Here is a 15,502-nt window from a genome sequence, read left to right as displayed (position 1 = left end):
GACAGCCGCCGGGCGCCCCCGCCCCGACCAAGGAACCGCTTGAGATTCCCCGCCCGAACACCGATGTTCGGCAGATCATGTCGCCGCCGTCCCGCCCGTTTGCCCGTTCGTCCGCCGCCGTCGTGGCCGAGGGCCGGGTGACTGCCGTTCTCGGGCCGACCAATACGGGCAAGACCCATTTCGCGATCGAGCGCATGCTGGCGCACCGCAGCGGCATCATCGGCCTGCCGCTGCGCCTTCTCGCGCGCGAAGTCTATGACCGCATCGTGCGCCAGAAGGGCGAGGCGGCGGTCGCCCTGATCACGGGCGAGGAAAAGATCATCGGCCGCGACGCCCGCTATTTCGTCGCGACGGTCGAAGCCATGCCCCAGGACCGCCTGTTCGATTTCATGGCGGTGGACGAGATCCAGCTCGCCACCGATCTCGAGCGCGGCCATGTCTTCACCGACCGCCTGCTGCGCGCCCGCGGCCTGACCGAGACCCTGTTCCTGGGCGCCGAGACCATGCGGCCGGTGATCCGGCGCCTGATCCCGGACGCCGCCTTCATTTCCCGGCCCCGGCTGTCGACGCTCGCCCATGCCGGGTACCGCAAGCTGGCGCGGCTGCCCCGCCGCTCCGCCATCGTCGCCTTTTCCGCCAACGAGGTTTATGCCCTGGCCGAGGCGATAAGGCGCCAGCGCGGGGGTGCTGCGGTCGTGCTCGGCGCCCTGTCGCCCCGGACGCGGAATGCCCAGGTCGCCCTGTTCGAGGCGGGCGAGGTCGATTACCTAGTCGCCACCGATGCGGTCGGCATGGGGCTGAACCTCGGGGTCGATCATGTCGCCTTCGCCAGCCTCGATAAATTCGACGGCCAGCGCCACCGCCCGCTTCATCCGACCGAAGTCGCCCAGATCGCCGGCCGCGCCGGCCGCCACATGCGCGACGGCACGTTCGGCACCACGGCCGGGGTCGAGCCCTTCGACGAGGACATGATCTCAAGGGTCGAGGGCCATCGCTTCGATCCGGTCCGGCAATTGCAGTGGCGCTCCAGCGATCTCGACTTCACCTCGGTCCAGGCCCTGCTCGCGGCCCTGGACCGCCCGCCGCCCCTGCCCGGCCTGATGCGGGTGAAGGATGCGGACGACCAGTCGACCCTGCGCGCCCTTGCCGAGGACGAGGAGATCCGGACCCTGGCCCAGGGCCGCCGGCAGGTCGAGCTGCTGTGGCAGGTGTGCCAGATCCCGGATTTCCGCAAGACCATGGCGGACATGCACGTCCGCCTGCTGGGCCGGATCTACCGCCATCTCGCGACCGAGGGCCGCCTGCCCCACCCCTGGGTGGAAGCCCAGCTCGCCCGCCTCGACGATACCGAGGGCGACATCGACACGCTGGCCACCAGATTGGCCCATATCCGCACCTGGACCTTCGTCTCCTACAGAGGGGATTGGCTTGAGCGCCCGGAACCGCTACAGGAACAAGCCCGCGCGATCGAGGACCGGCTGTCGGATGCCTTGCACGAGCGGTTGACCCAGCGCTTCGTCGATCGGCGATCGTCGGCGCTGATACGAAGATTGGCCGGCGAGGCCGAACTGCTTGGGGCCATCGATTCCTCAGGTGACGTTCTCGTCGAAGGGGAGTATGTGGGACGCATGTCTGGTCTGAAATTCATCCCCGACCCGGAAGCCGAGGGTGTCGACGGCAAGGCGGTGCTCGCCGCCGCCAACCGTGCCCTGGGCCCCGAGATCAACCGCCGCACCGACGAGCTTGAAGCCGCCGGCGACGACGTGTTCAAGCTCGATCCCGAAGGCCGCGTGCTGTGGGAGGGGGCGGTGCTGGCGCGCCTGCTGCCCGGGCGCGACGTCCTGCACCCGCGGGTCCACCTGCTGCCCCACGAACTGCTGGACGGGGCGCAGCGCGAACGGGTGCTGCACCGGGTGGAGCGCTTCATCGCGGCCCGGGTCGAGACCGTGCTCGGCGCCCTGCTGAAACTCCAGACCGCCGAGGAATTGCCGGGCGCCGCCCGCGGCCTCGCCTTCCGCCTGGGCGAAGCGCTGGGCGCCATCCCGCGCCGCGACATCGCCGGCGAACTCGACGCCCTGCCCCAGCCCGCCCGTGCCGAATTGCGCCGCCTCGGCGTCAAGTTCGGCAAGCTGACGATCTACCTGCCCGCCCTGCTGAAGCCCGAGGCGACCCAGCTGAAGCTGACGCTGCGCGCCGTCGCCCTCGGCAAGGGCGCGGTGGCGCCGCCGGCGCCCGGCCATGTCGCCTATGCCCTCGACGGCCAGACGCCGGACGATTGGCTGACGGTGGTCGGGTTCCGCCGCTGCGGCGCCAAGGCCATTCGCATCGACATGCTGGAACGCCTGGACCAGGCGCTGCGCGAGAAGCAGGGCGACGACCTGGTCGTGCCCACCGGCGAGCTGACCGGCCTCGTCGGCTGTTCCAACGACGAATTCGTCGCCGTCATGCGCGCCCTCGGCTATGAGAAGCTGACCCTCGAAGACGGCGCCGTCCGCTATCGCGTGCGCGGCCGCCGCGGCCGCCCGCAGCGCCCGCCCCAGGCGGCGGCCCAGCCCGCATCGGCCCAGCCCGCAACAGACGAGCCCGTGCCGGTCGAGCCGGCCCCGACCGAAGACGCCGCGCCGACGGCAGATGAGGCCGAGGTCGCCCTCGAAGACGCGGGCGAAAACGCCGACGTCGCCGAGGCAGGCGCCCCCGAAGGCGCCCCCGAAGGCGCTGGCGAACCGGCCAAGCGCCGCCGCCGTCGCCGTCGCAAGCCCCGTCAGGCCCCGCCGGGCGAAAGCGTGGCGGCAGCCGGTTCGGAAACGCTTCCGGCCGAGGGCGGCGATGCGCCGGCCGTCGATGCGGCCCCGGCTGACGAGAGCGCCCCGGCCGACGAGGGCGCCGCCGAGCCGAAGCTGATCGGCCAATTCGCACCGAAGCCGAAGAAGCACCCCGACCCCCGCGACCGCAAGCGGAAACCCCGAAAGCGCAAGCCGGAAGGCGCCCCCCAGGCAGCGGACGGCCAGACGGCCGCGCCCGCGCCTGCGGCGGACGGCCCCCGTACCGATGCCCCCCGCACCCATGCCCCCCGCACCGATGTCCCCCGTGCAGACGTTACCCGCGCCGACGGCCCCCGTCCGCAGCAGGGCCAGCCCCGGCCGCAGGGCCAGCCGCGCCCGCCGCATCAGGGCCAGGGCCACGGCAAGCCGCAGCATGCCCAGGGCCAGGGCCAGGGTCACGGCAAGGGGGGCGGCAAGCCGCCGCACAACAACCAGAACCGTCAGCGCCGGCCCGAGCCGCCGCCGGTGAAGGTCGACCCCGATTCGCCCTTCGCCAAGCTGGCCGCACTCAGGGACAAGCTCGCCCGCTGATGGTGGAGACGTCCGGACCGGCGATCCGTCTGGACAAATGGCTGTGGCACGCGCGTTTCGTGAAGACGCGCGGCCTCGGCGCCGATTACGCCGAACGGGGGCGGGTCCGGCTGAACGGCCAGCCTGCCCTGAAGGCCCATCAGAATATCCGCATCGGCGATGTCCTGACCCTCGGCTTCGGGCCGAAGCCCCGGGTGGTCCGGGTGCTCGGCCTCGGCGAGCGGCGCGGGCCGGCGCCCGAGGCGCAGATGCTGTACGAAGACATTACGCCCGCCGGTTAGGCGCGGCCCGGGCGGGTTCGCGGCAAATCCTTACTCTGCAAAGGGTTGTCGCTGATCAGCCCCCGTGATAGGCAAACGCGTGCTTGATAGATTGCTGTCATTTCTGAAGGGGGGCGACGCCCCGGAAAAGGCCGGTTCCGACTTGGCCTTGGCCGCCGCCGTTCTGCTGCTCGAAGCCGCAGCCATGGACGACAGCATCGATCCGGCCGAAACGGACAAGGTCGAAGGCCTCCTGATCCGCCATTTCGATCTCGATCCCGCCGGGGCCAGGGCGGTGATGGAGACGGCGGCGAAACGCCGGGCCGAGTCCACCCAATTGCTGCGCTTCACCCGCCGGATCAAGGACGGGATGGACGCGGCCGAACGGGAACGATTGATCGAATGGCTTTGGGACGTGATCTATGCCGACGGCAAGGAACACGACATGGAAGCCAATCTCATGCGGCGCATCGCCGGATTGATCTACGTCGATGACGCGATCAGCGGGCAGGCGCGAAAAAGGGTACGCCGCAGGCTCGGCCTCGAGGCCTGAGCGGCTGGATGGAGTGATTGAAGATGACCTATGTGGTCGGCGAACAGTGCATCAAGTGCAAGTACACGGACTGCGTCGAAGTCTGCCCGGTCGACTGCTTCTATGAAGGCGAGAATATGCTCGTCATCAATCCGGACGAATGCATCGATTGCGGCGTGTGCGAACCGGAATGCCCAGCCGAGGCGATCTTCCCCGATACCGAGGACGGTATCGAGAAATGGGCGGAGCTGAACCGCGAATACGCCAGCCAGTGGCCGAACATCACCCGCAAGATCGATGCCCTGCCCGAGGCCGACGCCATGAAGGGCGTGGCCGACAAGCTGGAAAAATTCTTCTCGCCCCATCCCCCGAAGGGCGAGTGAGCGCGAGAGAATCGCCGCATCGCAACACGGACATGCCGCGCCTGCCCGGCCCCCGGCCATGGGCAGCGCGCATGGCGCTGTGGCGAAATAGCGCTTCCATTACGATTCGATGAATACGATCAACGGCTTAGCCTTCAGGCACGGCACCGCGGCTGAAATTTTTATGGTCCGGTGTCAAGGGGCAATGTGACAGTCCCTTCATTTTCGCCGCGCAACATGCTATAAACACTCCGGTTGGCTGATCCCCCCGGAATACCGGAAACCCGTCACACCCGTCGCCGAAGCGCCGGGCGCGGCGGCAATGTCCGGTTCACGCCATCCGGCCCTGGCAACAGTGCTTCTGTCCCCGCCTGCGGAACCCGTCGGTTCCGCTGTCCGGGCAATGTGTCTAACCGTCTGAGATGGGACGAAAAATGGCTGTCGTGACGAAGAAGAAGACGCAGGTCGATTATGCCGTTGGCGACCACATCGTCTATCCCGCGCACGGGGTGGGCAAGATCGTGGCCGTGGAAAGCCAGACGATTTCCGGCATCGCCCTCGAACTCTTCGTCATCACCTTCGACAAGGACAAGATGACCCTGCGCGTGCCCTTCGCCAAGGCGAAGACCGTGGGCATGCGCAAGCTGTCGGATCCCGATACGATGAAGGCGGCGCTGACCGTGCTGAAGGGCCGCGCCCGGGTGAAGCGCACCATGTGGTCGCGCCGCGCCCAGGAATATGAGGCCAAGATCAATTCGGGCGACCCGGTCTCGATCGCCGAGGTGGTGCGCGACCTGCACCGCAACGCCGGCCAGCCGGAACAATCCTACAGCGAGCGCCAGATCTACGAGGCGGCCCTCGACCGTCTCGCCCGCGAAGTCGCCGCCGTCGAGCAGATCGACGAGACCGCCGCCGTGGAGCGGCTGGAACAGGTGCTGCGCGCCGCCTGACCGGCCGCGGCGGCCCATTCTTCCGGGGCGGGGGCAGTGATGCCGCCGCCCTTTTTCATGGCGGATTTCGGGCCCTACTGTCCCCCTCACCCCGGCCCTCTCCCCCAAGGGGGCGAGGGAGTCGATGCCGCCTCTCCCTCGCCCCTCCGGGGAGAGGGCCGGGGTGAGGGGGAGGCCGCCCCCTGCCAGGCACCATAGTTTGTGGTCAGCCCTCGCCGTGCCGGCTAGACATGGTAGACTTCCGCCATGAGCCTGGCCCAACCGATTCTCTCGCCGACGAAACCTTCAGGGAAGGCTGCCGGGATCGCCATGACCGCAATGGCCACTGCGCACAGCGAGGTGTTCGGCCGCCTGGAATGGGCCCGGCGGGTCTGGTGCCTTGGCGCCATCCATGCCGATCTCGCCCGCCTGACCGGGGTGCATGACGCGCTGGCGGCCCGGCTCCGCCCCGGCGACCGGCTGGTCTATCTCGGCAATATGATCGGCCATGGCCCGGCCGCGGTCGACACGATCGACGAATTGCTGGCCTTCCGCCGCCATTTCCTGGCCCTGCCGGGCATGGAGCCCTGGGATATCGTCCATCTGCGCGGCGCGCAGGAGGAGATGTGGACCAAGCTGGCGCAATTGCAGTTCGCCCCCAACCCGCGCGAAGTGCTGGCCTGGATGATCGGCCAGGGGGTGGGCGCCACCATCAGGTCCTATGGCATCGATCCCGACAGCGGCTTCGGCCATTGCCGCGACGGCGTGCTGGCCATCACCCGCTGGACCGCCCGGCTGATGCAGGCGGTGCACGACCGTCCGGGCCATGACGAAATCCTCTCCGGCCTGCGCCGCTATGCGACGACGGGGCCCGCCGGCCTGCTCTTCGTCAATGCCGGGCTGGACACCGGCCGGCCGCTCAGCGAGCAGCGCGACACTTTCTGGTGGGGCAGCGGCACCGGCTTCCCGGCCGAGGGGCCGGCCTACGGCGATTTCCGCCTGATCGTCCGCGGTTTCGACCGGGCCGGCGGCGGCCCCCGCCTCGGCCCCCATCGGGCGACGGTCGACGGCGGCTGCGGCTTCGGCGGCAAGCTGGTCGCCGCCTGTTTCGAGCCGGACGGCACGGTGGCCGACTGGCTGGAAATTTGACCGGGCCGGGGCCCTACAGCCGTTCGATCTGTTCCGGGTGGGTGACGTCGATCGAGGCGCCGTTGCGGTCCTCGATCCAGCCGCGGATGCGCAGGCGCAGGCCCTGGTAGGCGGCGGGATCGATCCCGGCCTCGGCGAAAGCCCCGGCATCCCCGGGCGCGATGGTGGCGGTGAAATCGCTGCGCTGGTCCGGGCCGAAGTTCAGGAACCAGCGGCCCTTGGCCTGGCCGGTCTTCACCACCTTGCCCTCGACCAGATGGTAGCCGGGGACTTTGCCGGCCTCGGCGGCGAGATCGGCCTCGCTGGCCCGGCGCACGCGGTAGAGGGGATCGTTCCAGAGGCCGCGCTTCGCCTTTCGCGCCGCCGCCTCGATCGCCAGCATGTCGGCGGCCAGGGCCCGGTTGTCCTTGAAGGTATAGACTCGGGCCGCCCCCTGTTCGAGCATGGCGCCCTGCAGCCAGATCCCCGTCTCCTCGACCAGGAGATGGGCGAGGATGCGGCCATGGCGGTCGCGCGGGGCGCCGCCCGTGTGCAGGCTGACCCGCTTGCCCTGGCACAGGGCGGCGAGAATCGCCTTCGATTGTTCGGCGAAGGGCCAGGTCGGAAAATTCGGCCGGTCGAGGGGCAGTTTCGGCGCCTGGGTGCCGACGAAACGGACCTGATCGCCGGTATCGAGGCGGACCGTGTCACCGTCCACCACCTCGGTCACCCGCCCGCCGCCCGCCGGGGCAAGGCCGCCCGGCAGGGCCGGCGCCGCCGCGAGACGGCGCCCGAAGAGGATCAGGCCGAGGCCGATCGCCCCGCCCCCCACAATCTGCCGCCGGTTCACCGTCATGCCCGCCCTCGCCCGCGCCGGTCTGCCATGCCGACACTATAGACCACATCAGGGCGCCAGGGCCTAGAATGGCGCCACCTTCCTCGCCATCGGATGTGCATCATGACTCTTTCCCCCCGCAGCGGCGGCGCCGTTCTTGTCGACCAACTGGCGCTGAACGGGGTGCGGCGGGTGTTCCTGGTGCCGGGCGAAAGCTATCTCGCCGCCCTCGACGCGCTCTACGACCACGCCGACACGATCGAGACCGTGGTCTGCCGCCAGGAGGGCGGCGCCGCCTTCATGGCCGAAGCCCATGGCAAGCTGACCGGCGAAGTGGGCGTCTGCTTCGTCACCCGCGGGCCGGGCGCCTGCAATGCCGCCATCGGCGTCCATACGGCGATGCAGGATTCGACGCCCCTGATCCTGCTGATCGGCCAGGTCGGGCGCGAGATGCGCCACCGCGAGGCATTCCAGGAAATCGACGTCGACCGCCTGTTCGGCTGGACCACGAAATGGGCGGTCGAGGTGAACGACCCCCGCCGCCTGCCCGAGATCATGGCCCGCGCCTTCCGCATCGCCCAATCCGGCCGCCCGGGCCCGGTCGCCATCGCCCTGCCGGAAGACATGCTGACCGAGATGGTCAGCGTCGCCGATGCGCCCCCGGGCGACGCCCTCGCCCCCTATCCCGATCCGGGCGCCCTGGCCGCCCTCGCCCAGCACCTGAGCCGGGCGGCACGGCCGCTGATGATCGTCGGCGGCGGCGGCTGGACGGCGGCGGCGGCGGACGACATCCGCCGTTTCGCCAGCGCCTGGGCCCTGCCCACCGCCTGTTCGTTCCGCCGACAGGACATTGTCGACAATGCCCTGCCGGTCTATGCCGGGGAATTGGGCACGTCGGTCGACAAGGGCCTGATCGCGCGCATCCGCGAAAGCGACCTGCTGATCGCGGTCGGCACCCGCCTGTCCGAGATCGCGACTCAAGGCTACGAATTGATCAACATCCCCGTGCCCCAGATACCGCTGATCCATGTCCATGCCGATCTCGCGGAACTGGGCCGGATCTACCAGCCGGTGCTGGCCCTCAATGCCGGGCCCGGCGAATTCGCCGCCGCCGCCGCCGCCCTGCCCGCGCCGGCCGCCCCGCCCTGGGCCGCCTGGACCGAGCGCGTGCGCGCCGATTACCTGGCCAGCGCCACCCCCACCCCCTGCCCGGGGCCCCTGGACATGAATGCGGTGATGGCGACCCTGGCCGGCGCCCTGCCGGCGGATACGGTGATGGTGAACGATGCCGGCAATTTCACCGGCTGGCTGCAACGCTTCTGGTGCTACCGCCATTTCAAGAGCCAGCTCGGCCCCGCCAATGGCGCCATGGGTTACGCCGTGCCGGCCGCCGTCGCCGCCGCCATCGAATGCGCAGGGCAGCGGCCGGTGGTCGCCTTCGTCGGCGACGGCGGCTTCCTGATGACCGGGCAGGAACTGGCGACCGCCATCCGCCATGGCGCCGCCCCGGTGATCGTCGTGGTCGACAACGGTTCCTATGGCACCATCCGCATGCACCAGGAACGGCACTACCCCAACCGGGTGGTGGCGACCGACCTCGCCAACCCGGATTTCGCCGCCTACGCCCGCGCCTTCGGCGCCCATGGCGAGACGGTGGCCGAAACCGCCCAATTCGCGCCGGCCCTGGAGCGCGCCCTGGCGGCGGCGGCCAAGGGCGTGCCCGCGCTTCTGTGCCTGAAACTGTCGATCGAGGTGATCACCAGCCGCACCACGCTGACCAAAATGAAGGGCGGCTGAGGCGGCGATCTTTCGGAAATCGCATAAGGTGCATTGCGGAACAGCCGGGAAGACAGCAGGCGAAACCATCACCATCCTTTTTCCATGTCCCGGTCCCTGAACGATATTTCCCTCGGCGCGCGGCTCTACGATCGGCTCGAGGCTTTCGCCCGCCACTCGGAGGATGCGGACAGATTGACCCGCGTCTTCCTGTCGAAGGAACACCGGGCGGCGGCGGAAGAATTGCTCGGCTGGATGCGCGATGCCGGGATGAAGGCCCATATCGACGCGATCGGCAATGTAGTCGGCCGTTACGAGGGGCTGGTCCCGAACGCCCCCTGCCTGATGATGGGCAGCCATATCGACACGGTCCGCGATGCCGGCAAATACGACGGCAACATGGGCGTTCTCGCCGCCCTGGCCGCGGTCGAGGAATTCAACAAGGCCGGCGAGCGTTTCCCCTTCGCGATCGAGGTGATCGCCTTCGGCGACGAGGAGGGCGTGCGCTTTCCCGTAACCCTCTCCGGCTCGCGCGCCATTGCCGGCACCTTCGACCAGACCACCCTGTCGCTGACCGACAAAGAGGGCAAGAGCCTGCGCCAGGCCCTGGCCGAGTTCGGCTGCGACCCGACCCGTATCACCGACAGCGCCCGCCGGCGCGACCAGGTGCTCGCCTTCGTCGAGCTTCATATCGAGCAGGGCCCGGTGCTGGAAGCGGCGGGCCTGCCGGTCGGCGCGGTCACCGCCATCAACGGCGCCAGCCGCCTGTCGGTCGAGGTGAAGGGCACGGCCAATCACGCCGGCACCGTGCCCATGCACCTTCGCCGCGATGCCCTGGCCGCCGCCGCCGAGATGATGCTGTCGGTCGAGGCGCGGGGCCGGGCGGAACCGGACCTGGTCGCCACCGTCGGCCGGGTCGACGTGCTGCCGGGCGCGGTCAACGTCATTCCGGGGCTGGTGCGCTTCACCATGGACGTGCGCTCGCCCTCCGACAGCGCGCGGCGCCGGGCGGTGGCCGACATCGACCGCCGCATCGCCGAGATCGCCGCCGCCCGCGACGTCGGGATCGCCATCACCCTGACCCATGAGGCCGCCGCCTGCCGCTGCGACCCGAAACTGATCGATGCCATCGGCCGCTCGATCGCCCGCACCGGCCTTGCCCCCATGACCCTGCCGTCCGGGGCCGGCCACGATGCCATGGCGTTCGCGCGCCTGTGCCCGGTCGGCATGATCTTCGTCCGCTGCGAGAAGGGCATCAGCCACAACCCGGCGGAGGCGATCACCGTCGAGGATGCCGATGCCGCCATGCGCGTGCTGCTGGACTTCATCCGTCACTTCGACGCCAGCACCCTGACCCGCCCGGCGGAGGACCGCCCGGCCGCCTGATCCCCCCGCCGGGGGCGAGGCTATCTCTTGACCTGGAACATCCCATGACCGTGAAAATCGACGGCCGGCGCCTTTCGATCGCCGGCACCGTAAGCGTGGCGCGTCGCGGCGCCAAGGGCCGCTTCGAAAAGGCCGCCCTGCATCCCGCCGCCCGCGCCGCCATCGCCGATGCCCGCGCCTATATCGACACCCATTGGATGCACGATGAGGCGCCCTTGATGTATGCCTTCAACACCGGCGTCGGCCTGTTCAAGGAAATCCGCGTGCCCATGGCCGATATGGCGGCCTATCAGGAAAAATCGATCCTGGCCCATGCCACCGGGGTGGGCGAGCCCTTCCCCGAGGATGTCACCCGCGCCACCATGCTGCTGCGGGCCAATGCCTTCGCCTCGAATTACTCCGGCCCCAATGTCGCCGTGGTCGAGCGGCTGATCGCCCTGCTGAACGCCGGCGTGCATCCGGTCATCCCGATGAAGGGATCGGTCGGCGCCTCGGGCGATCTCGCCCCCCTCGCCTATCTGGCGGCGACGGTGGCCGGCCTGCCCCGGGCCGAAGCCGTCTACAAGGGCAGGCGCATGCCCGCGCGCGACGCCCTGGCCAAGGCCGGGTTCGAAGTCGATTTCAAGCTCGGGGCCAAGGATGCCTCGGCCCTGATCAACGGTTCCACCGTCTCGCTGGCCCTGGCCGTGCTGGCCGCCCATGACGCGCGGCGGGTGGCGAAGCTGGCGGATATTTCCCTTGCCCTCAGCCTCGAGGCGCTGCGCGGCGAGAAGGCCGCCTTCGATCCCCGCGTCCACAAGGCCCGGCCCCATGCCGGCCAGGCCAAGGTGGCGCGCAATGTGCTGCGCCTGATCGGCGATTCCGCCCGCTGCTCGCAGGCCGCCCGCGACGTGGTCTTCCCCGACGAGGCCCGCGCCCCGGGCCAGCCGGCGCCGCCCCGGGTGCAGGACGTCTATTCGCTGCGCTGCGCGCCGCAGGTCCATGGGCCGGTCGCCCAGGCCCTCGACTATGTCGAGGGGATCGTGACCACCGAGATCAATTCGGCGACCGACAATCCGCTGATGTTCGGGCTGGACGATGGCGGTTACACGGTGATTTCCGGCGGCCATTTCCACGGCGCCTATATCGCCCAGGCCATGGACCTGCTGGGCATCGCGCTGGCCGATCTCGGCGCGATCGCCGAGCGCCGCCTCGCCCGGCTGGTCGATCCCACCATGTCCTACGGCCTGCCGCGCAACCTGCTGGCGGGCAAGCGCGGGCTCAATACCGGCTTTGCCACCGTGCAATGCACGATGTCGGCCCTGGTCATGGAGAACCGCCATCTGGCGACGCCGGGCAGCGTCGATTCGATCCCGGGCAAGAGCAATGCCGAGGATCACGTTTCCAATTCGACGTGGTGCGCGCGGAAGGCCCGCACCATCGTCGAGAATGTCGAGCAGATCGTCGCCGCCGAAGCCCTGATGGCGGCCCAGGCGCTGTCGCTGGTCGAGCCGCTGGCGGGCGACTACCCCCTCGGCAAGGGCACGCGGGCGGCGCTGGACGCCATCCGCGCCGTGATCCCGCCCGCCCTGGACGGCGACCGCTGGTATCACGACGAGATCGCTGCCGCCCTCGATTTGGCGAAATCCGGCGCCATCACGGATGCCGTGGAAGCCGCGGTCGGGCCGCTGGAATGACGCCCCTTACGACCGGCCCGGCAGGGGATGGCCGGGCATCAGGTCGTAGGGGTGCCGCCAGCCCGGCTGGGCCTTGATCCGTTCCGCCCAGGCCTGGATCGGGGGATAGTCCGCCGCCCAGTCGATGCCGTATTCCGGCGCGAAATAGACATAGCCGGCCAGCGACAGGTCGGCGATGGTCAGGCGGTCGCCGACGACGAAATCGCGCCCGGCCAGATGCGCGGCCAGGACCTTGGCCGTTACCTTGACCCGGCCCTTCAGGAACTCCAGCACCTCGGGCGCCGCCGGTTTCGGGGCGAAGTTCAGCAGGAAGCGATAGGTCGCGATATAGCTGGTGAACTTGTGGTTGTCGAACAGGATCCAGCGCAGGATCTCGCGCCGCTCCTCCTCGCTGTTCCAGCCGAAACGGCCGATGGTCGAGACCAGATAGTCCAGGATCACGCCCGACTGAGTGAGACTCGTCGCGCCGTGTTCGAGGATCGGCACCTCGCCCATCACATTCTTCGCCAGGAAATCGGCGCCCCGCCCCTCGCCGTTGAAGAAATCGACGAAGCGGGGCGCCCAATCCGCCCCGGCGAGTTGGAGATACAGGGCGGGCTTATAGGCATTGCCCGACTGGGCGAAGCAATAGAGCGTGTATTCGGCCATGGTTCCGGCCCCTCCCCTTATTCGTCTGAAACCCTAGCCTGCCAGGGCCGTCTTGTGACGGACAGGACTTGCCGCCCCCGCATGCGGTAAACGCAATGGCCCCAGGCCACCCGCCCGCGGCGGAGACTGCCGACAACGGCTGCCAGATGCAGCAGATGGACAAGGGGCAGCACCAGGGGCACGAGGCGCAGCGCCGCCTCCGCCCGCCGGTCGCCCGTGCCCGCGATGCCGGCGGCGGCGGCAAGGCGGCGCCGCTCCCGGTCGCCGAGCGCGGCCAGGAGGACCGAAAGGGCAAAGGCCGCCGCCCCCGCCGGGCCGCCGGCCACGGCGAGCCAGGCCAGCGACAGCGACCCGAACAGGTTGAGCGCGACCGTCGCCCCGGCCCAGGCCCACAGCCAGGGCTGATAGAGGATGAACATCTGATATTGCCGCCGCCCGAAGGCCAGCAGGGAGGACAGGCTGTGGCCGAAGGGCGTGGGCACCAGCACGGCGCCCCGGAACAGGATGCGCAGGCCCGCCGCCCGCGCCGCCGTCGCCAGTGCCAGATCGTCGGAAATTTCCCGTTCCAGCAGGTCGGCAAGGGACAGGCGCCCGGCCACCGCCGGGGTCAGGGCGACGGAACCGCCCCAGACCAGCCAGCCCCGGTTGGGCTTGGGCAGGCCGGCGACGCCGCGATCGATCCAAGTGCCGAGCACGGTGGCCGGCCGCGCATCGCCCGGCACCGGCCAGCGGTAGCCGGTGACGATCTCCGCCGCCCCCCGCGACAAGGGGCGCAGCAGATGGGCCAGCCAGTCGGGCGGCGGCACGATATCGGCATCGGCCAGGACGATGAAGGGCGCATCGCCCCCATGCGCACGAAGGGCAGCGGCAAGGTTGCGGCCCTTCTGGCCGCCGGCGACGGCCTCGCCCGCGATCACCACCGCGACCGGCAGCCCGGCACCGGCACCCGCCCCGGGCAGGCCGGCGAGGCGCGCGAAGGCGGGGTCCAGCTCGGATTCGACCGCAAACACCACGGCCCGCGGCCGGCAGGTCTGGCGGCCGAGGGCGGCCATCAGCGCTTCCAAGCCGGGAAGTGGGCCGGTGGCGGGGATGATGACCACGGCCTGGGCCGTCACCGCTTCGTCGAGCCGCGGCATCCGCCGCCGCATGCGGCGCGCGGCCCAAAGCGCGGTCGCGCCGCTGCCCAGGCCCCAGGCGGCCCCGGCGATGGCGGCGGCGGTCAGGCTCACGCCGCCGCCTCGCGCCGGTAAAGGCGCAGCATCACGCCGTTTTCCGCACGCAGCGTCAGCCGCGCCACCGGCTTCGGGACATGGCCTTCGACCGTCTCGAAGCGATAGCGGCGGATCAGCATGGCCAGGATCAGGGCCGCTTCCTGCTGGGCGAAGGCCGCCCCCAGGCACACCCGGGGCCCCATGCTGAAGGGCATATAGGCGCAGCGCGCCGCCTCGATGCCCTTGTCAGTGTCGAAGCGGCCGGCGTCGAATTCATCCGGCGCCTCCCAATGCTCGATATTCCGGTGCAGCATCCAGGGCGAGATGAAGACGATGGAGCCGGGCTTCACGTCCTTGCCCCGCATGCATTCGCGCACCGCCGGCTCGCGGGCGAAAAAGGCGACGGGCGGATAGAGACGCAGCGATTCCCGGAACACGTCGCGGAGATAGGCCATGCCGCGCAGGTCGCCGATTTCCGGCTCCCGCTCGCCCAGGACCGCCGCGACCTCGGCATGCAGCCGCGCCTGGACGTCGGGCTGGCTGGCGATGAGGTAGAGGGTCCAGGCGAGCGCGCTGGCCGAGGTCTCGTGCCCGGCCAGGAACAGCATGGCGACCTGCTCGTAAAGCTCGCGGAAGTCGAACGGCTGGTCGTTTTCGGGATCGCGGGCCTCGATCATGGCCGCCAGGAAGTCGCGTTCGGGCACGGCCTCGCCCCGGGCGATGCGGTCCAGCCGGGCCTGGATCAGGGGCGCCAGCAGGCCGCGGATGTCGCGCGCCGTGCGGTCCGCCTCGCGGTTGCGGCGGAAGAACAGGAAGGTCGGCACCCGGAACACCCGCAGCATGCCGAGGCCATAGGCGATTTCCTGGAACCGGTTGAAGGCGGTGAAGACCTGCTCCGCCCGCTCCCGGTCCAGGGATTCGGAAAAGATCGTGCGCAGGATGATGTCGGCGGTGACATGAGTGGTTTCGATATCGACGGCATGGGGCCGGCCGTCGGCGACCGCGTCCAGGCGGGCCGTCATCTCGTCGGCGGCGCGGCGCATCTGGTCGAAGACCAGCTTCACCCGTGTCGCCTCGAAGGCCGGGTTCAGCATGGCGCGCTGGCGCCGCCAGACCGCACCGTTCGAGGTGAAGATACTGTCGCCCATCAGGCGCTTCAGCATGAAGCCGAGAATATCGCTCTTCGGATAGTTGCCGGCCTCGTCGACCAGCACCCGGCGGATCAGGGGCGGGTCGTTCAGCATGAAGAAGCGCCGCGTGGGCAGGCGGAACTGCCCCATCTTCATGCGGTAGGCCTTCTCGGACAGCACCGCGAGACCGTCATGCAGCCAGGCGGGCAGGACCTTCCAGAACGGCAGGCCGCCGGGTTTCGGCTCGGGCTTGGGCGGTCGGAAGCCGGCCATGGA

13 protein-coding genes are annotated in these 15,502 nt (G+C 69.8%); 9 read left to right on the top strand and 4 right to left on the bottom strand.

The window, feature by feature from the left end; genetic code table 11:
• The first annotated feature begins 77 nt into the window (after positions 1–77).
• The 6 genes from DKG75_RS14840 to DKG75_RS14815 all read left to right on the top strand — a co-directional run bounded on the left by DKG75_RS14840 (position 78) and on the right by DKG75_RS14815 (position 6,585).
• Positions 78–3,353, top strand: coding sequence for a helicase-related protein (locus DKG75_RS14840; protein WP_109921913.1), 3,276 nt, complete (start codon positions 78–80; stop codon positions 3,351–3,353).
• Complete coding sequence (locus DKG75_RS14835) at positions 3,353–3,634, top strand: RNA-binding S4 domain-containing protein (protein WP_109921912.1); 282 nt, start codon at positions 3,353–3,355, stop codon at positions 3,632–3,634. The genes DKG75_RS14840 and DKG75_RS14835 overlap by 1 nt, the downstream gene beginning before the upstream one ends.
• Positions 3,635–3,782: 148 nt before the next feature.
• Entirely contained in the window at positions 3,783–4,166 is a 384-nt protein-coding gene (locus tag DKG75_RS14830; protein WP_166646580.1) for a tellurite resistance TerB family protein, read from the top strand.
• A gap of 23 nt (positions 4,167–4,189) precedes the next feature.
• Positions 4,190–4,528: a ferredoxin FdxA gene (gene fdxA, locus DKG75_RS14825; RefSeq protein WP_109921910.1), complete on the top strand. Its 339-nt coding sequence runs from the start codon at positions 4,190–4,192 to the stop codon at positions 4,526–4,528.
• Between the two features lie 413 nt (positions 4,529–4,941).
• The gene (locus tag DKG75_RS14820) at positions 4,942–5,457 is read left to right on the top strand and encodes a CarD family transcriptional regulator (RefSeq protein ID WP_109921909.1); all 516 of its coding nucleotides are present in this window, start codon (positions 4,942–4,944) and stop codon (positions 5,455–5,457) included.
• Between the two features lie 309 nt (positions 5,458–5,766).
• A complete protein-coding gene (locus DKG75_RS14815) occupies positions 5,767–6,585 on the top strand; it encodes a hypothetical protein (protein ID WP_243746603.1) in 819 nt (272 codons plus the stop codon).
• 13 nt (positions 6,586–6,598) lie between these two features.
• Here the strand turns inward: DKG75_RS14815 and DKG75_RS14810 are convergent, their stop codons facing one another.
• Entirely contained in the window at positions 6,599–7,420 is an 822-nt protein-coding gene (locus tag DKG75_RS14810; RefSeq protein WP_109921907.1) for a thermonuclease family protein, read from the bottom strand.
• Between the two features lie 102 nt (positions 7,421–7,522).
• Between DKG75_RS14810 and DKG75_RS14805 the strand changes: the two genes are divergently transcribed.
• The 3 genes from DKG75_RS14805 to DKG75_RS14795 all read left to right on the top strand — a co-directional run bounded on the left by DKG75_RS14805 (position 7,523) and on the right by DKG75_RS14795 (position 12,237).
• Entirely contained in the window at positions 7,523–9,196 is a 1,674-nt protein-coding gene (locus tag DKG75_RS14805; protein WP_109922316.1) for a thiamine pyrophosphate-dependent enzyme, read from the top strand.
• 84 nt (positions 9,197–9,280) lie between these two features.
• Positions 9,281–10,561: an allantoate amidohydrolase gene (locus DKG75_RS14800; protein WP_109921906.1), complete on the top strand. Its 1,281-nt coding sequence runs from the start codon at positions 9,281–9,283 to the stop codon at positions 10,559–10,561.
• Positions 10,562–10,605: 44 nt separating this feature from the next.
• Positions 10,606–12,237, top strand: a complete 1,632-nt coding sequence (locus DKG75_RS14795; RefSeq protein WP_109921905.1) for an HAL/PAL/TAL family ammonia-lyase — start codon at positions 10,606–10,608, stop codon at positions 12,235–12,237.
• A gap of 6 nt (positions 12,238–12,243) precedes the next feature.
• Here DKG75_RS14795 and DKG75_RS14790 read toward each other — a convergent pair whose 3' ends face one another.
• The 3 genes from DKG75_RS14790 to DKG75_RS14780 are packed head-to-tail and all read right to left on the bottom strand — an operon-like array spanning position 12,244 to position 15,499.
• The gene (locus DKG75_RS14790; protein ID WP_109921904.1) at positions 12,244–12,885 is read right to left on the bottom strand and encodes a glutathione S-transferase family protein; all 642 of its coding nucleotides are present in this window, start codon (positions 12,883–12,885) and stop codon (positions 12,244–12,246) included.
• Between the two features lie 17 nt (positions 12,886–12,902).
• Positions 12,903–14,114: a glycosyltransferase family 2 protein gene (locus DKG75_RS23790; RefSeq protein WP_109921903.1), complete on the bottom strand. Its 1,212-nt coding sequence runs from the start codon at positions 14,112–14,114 to the stop codon at positions 12,903–12,905.
• Positions 14,111–15,499: a cytochrome P450 gene (locus DKG75_RS14780; protein ID WP_109921902.1), complete on the bottom strand. Its 1,389-nt coding sequence runs from the start codon at positions 15,497–15,499 to the stop codon at positions 14,111–14,113. Before DKG75_RS14780 ends, DKG75_RS23790 begins: the two co-directional genes overlap by 4 nt.
• Positions 15,500–15,502: the final 3 nt, after the last annotated feature.

It is taken from the genome of Zavarzinia compransoris (genome assembly GCF_003173055.1).
Lineage (GTDB): Bacteria > Pseudomonadota > Alphaproteobacteria > Zavarziniales > Zavarziniaceae > Zavarzinia > Zavarzinia compransoris.
The sequence above is the reverse complement of the archived record's forward strand: the minus strand, read 5'-3'. Positions and strand labels throughout refer to the sequence as shown.

Coding starts and splice junctions, on each gene's coding strand:
- DKG75_RS14800 (WP_109921906.1), top strand. CDS start 9,281: ATGTCCCGGTCCCTGAACGATATTTCCCTCGGCGCGCGGCTCTACGAT.
- DKG75_RS14840 (WP_109921913.1), top strand. CDS start 78: ATGTCGCCGCCGTCCCGCCCGTTTGCCCGTTCGTCCGCCGCCGTCGTG.
- DKG75_RS14780 (WP_109921902.1), bottom strand. CDS start 15,499: ATGGCCGGCTTCCGACCGCCCAAGCCCGAGCCGAAACCCGGCGGCCTG.
- DKG75_RS14790 (WP_109921904.1), bottom strand. CDS start 12,885: ATGGCCGAATACACGCTCTATTGCTTCGCCCAGTCGGGCAATGCCTAT.
- DKG75_RS14820 (WP_109921909.1), top strand. CDS start 4,942: ATGGCTGTCGTGACGAAGAAGAAGACGCAGGTCGATTATGCCGTTGGC.
- DKG75_RS14815 (WP_243746603.1), top strand. CDS start 5,767: ATGACCGCAATGGCCACTGCGCACAGCGAGGTGTTCGGCCGCCTGGAA.
- DKG75_RS14810 (WP_109921907.1), bottom strand. CDS start 7,420: ATGACGGTGAACCGGCGGCAGATTGTGGGGGGCGGGGCGATCGGCCTC.
- fdxA (WP_109921910.1), top strand. CDS start 4,190: ATGACCTATGTGGTCGGCGAACAGTGCATCAAGTGCAAGTACACGGAC.
- DKG75_RS14835 (WP_109921912.1), top strand. CDS start 3,353: ATGGTGGAGACGTCCGGACCGGCGATCCGTCTGGACAAATGGCTGTGG.
- DKG75_RS14805 (WP_109922316.1), top strand. CDS start 7,523: ATGACTCTTTCCCCCCGCAGCGGCGGCGCCGTTCTTGTCGACCAACTG.
- DKG75_RS14795 (WP_109921905.1), top strand. CDS start 10,606: ATGACCGTGAAAATCGACGGCCGGCGCCTTTCGATCGCCGGCACCGTA.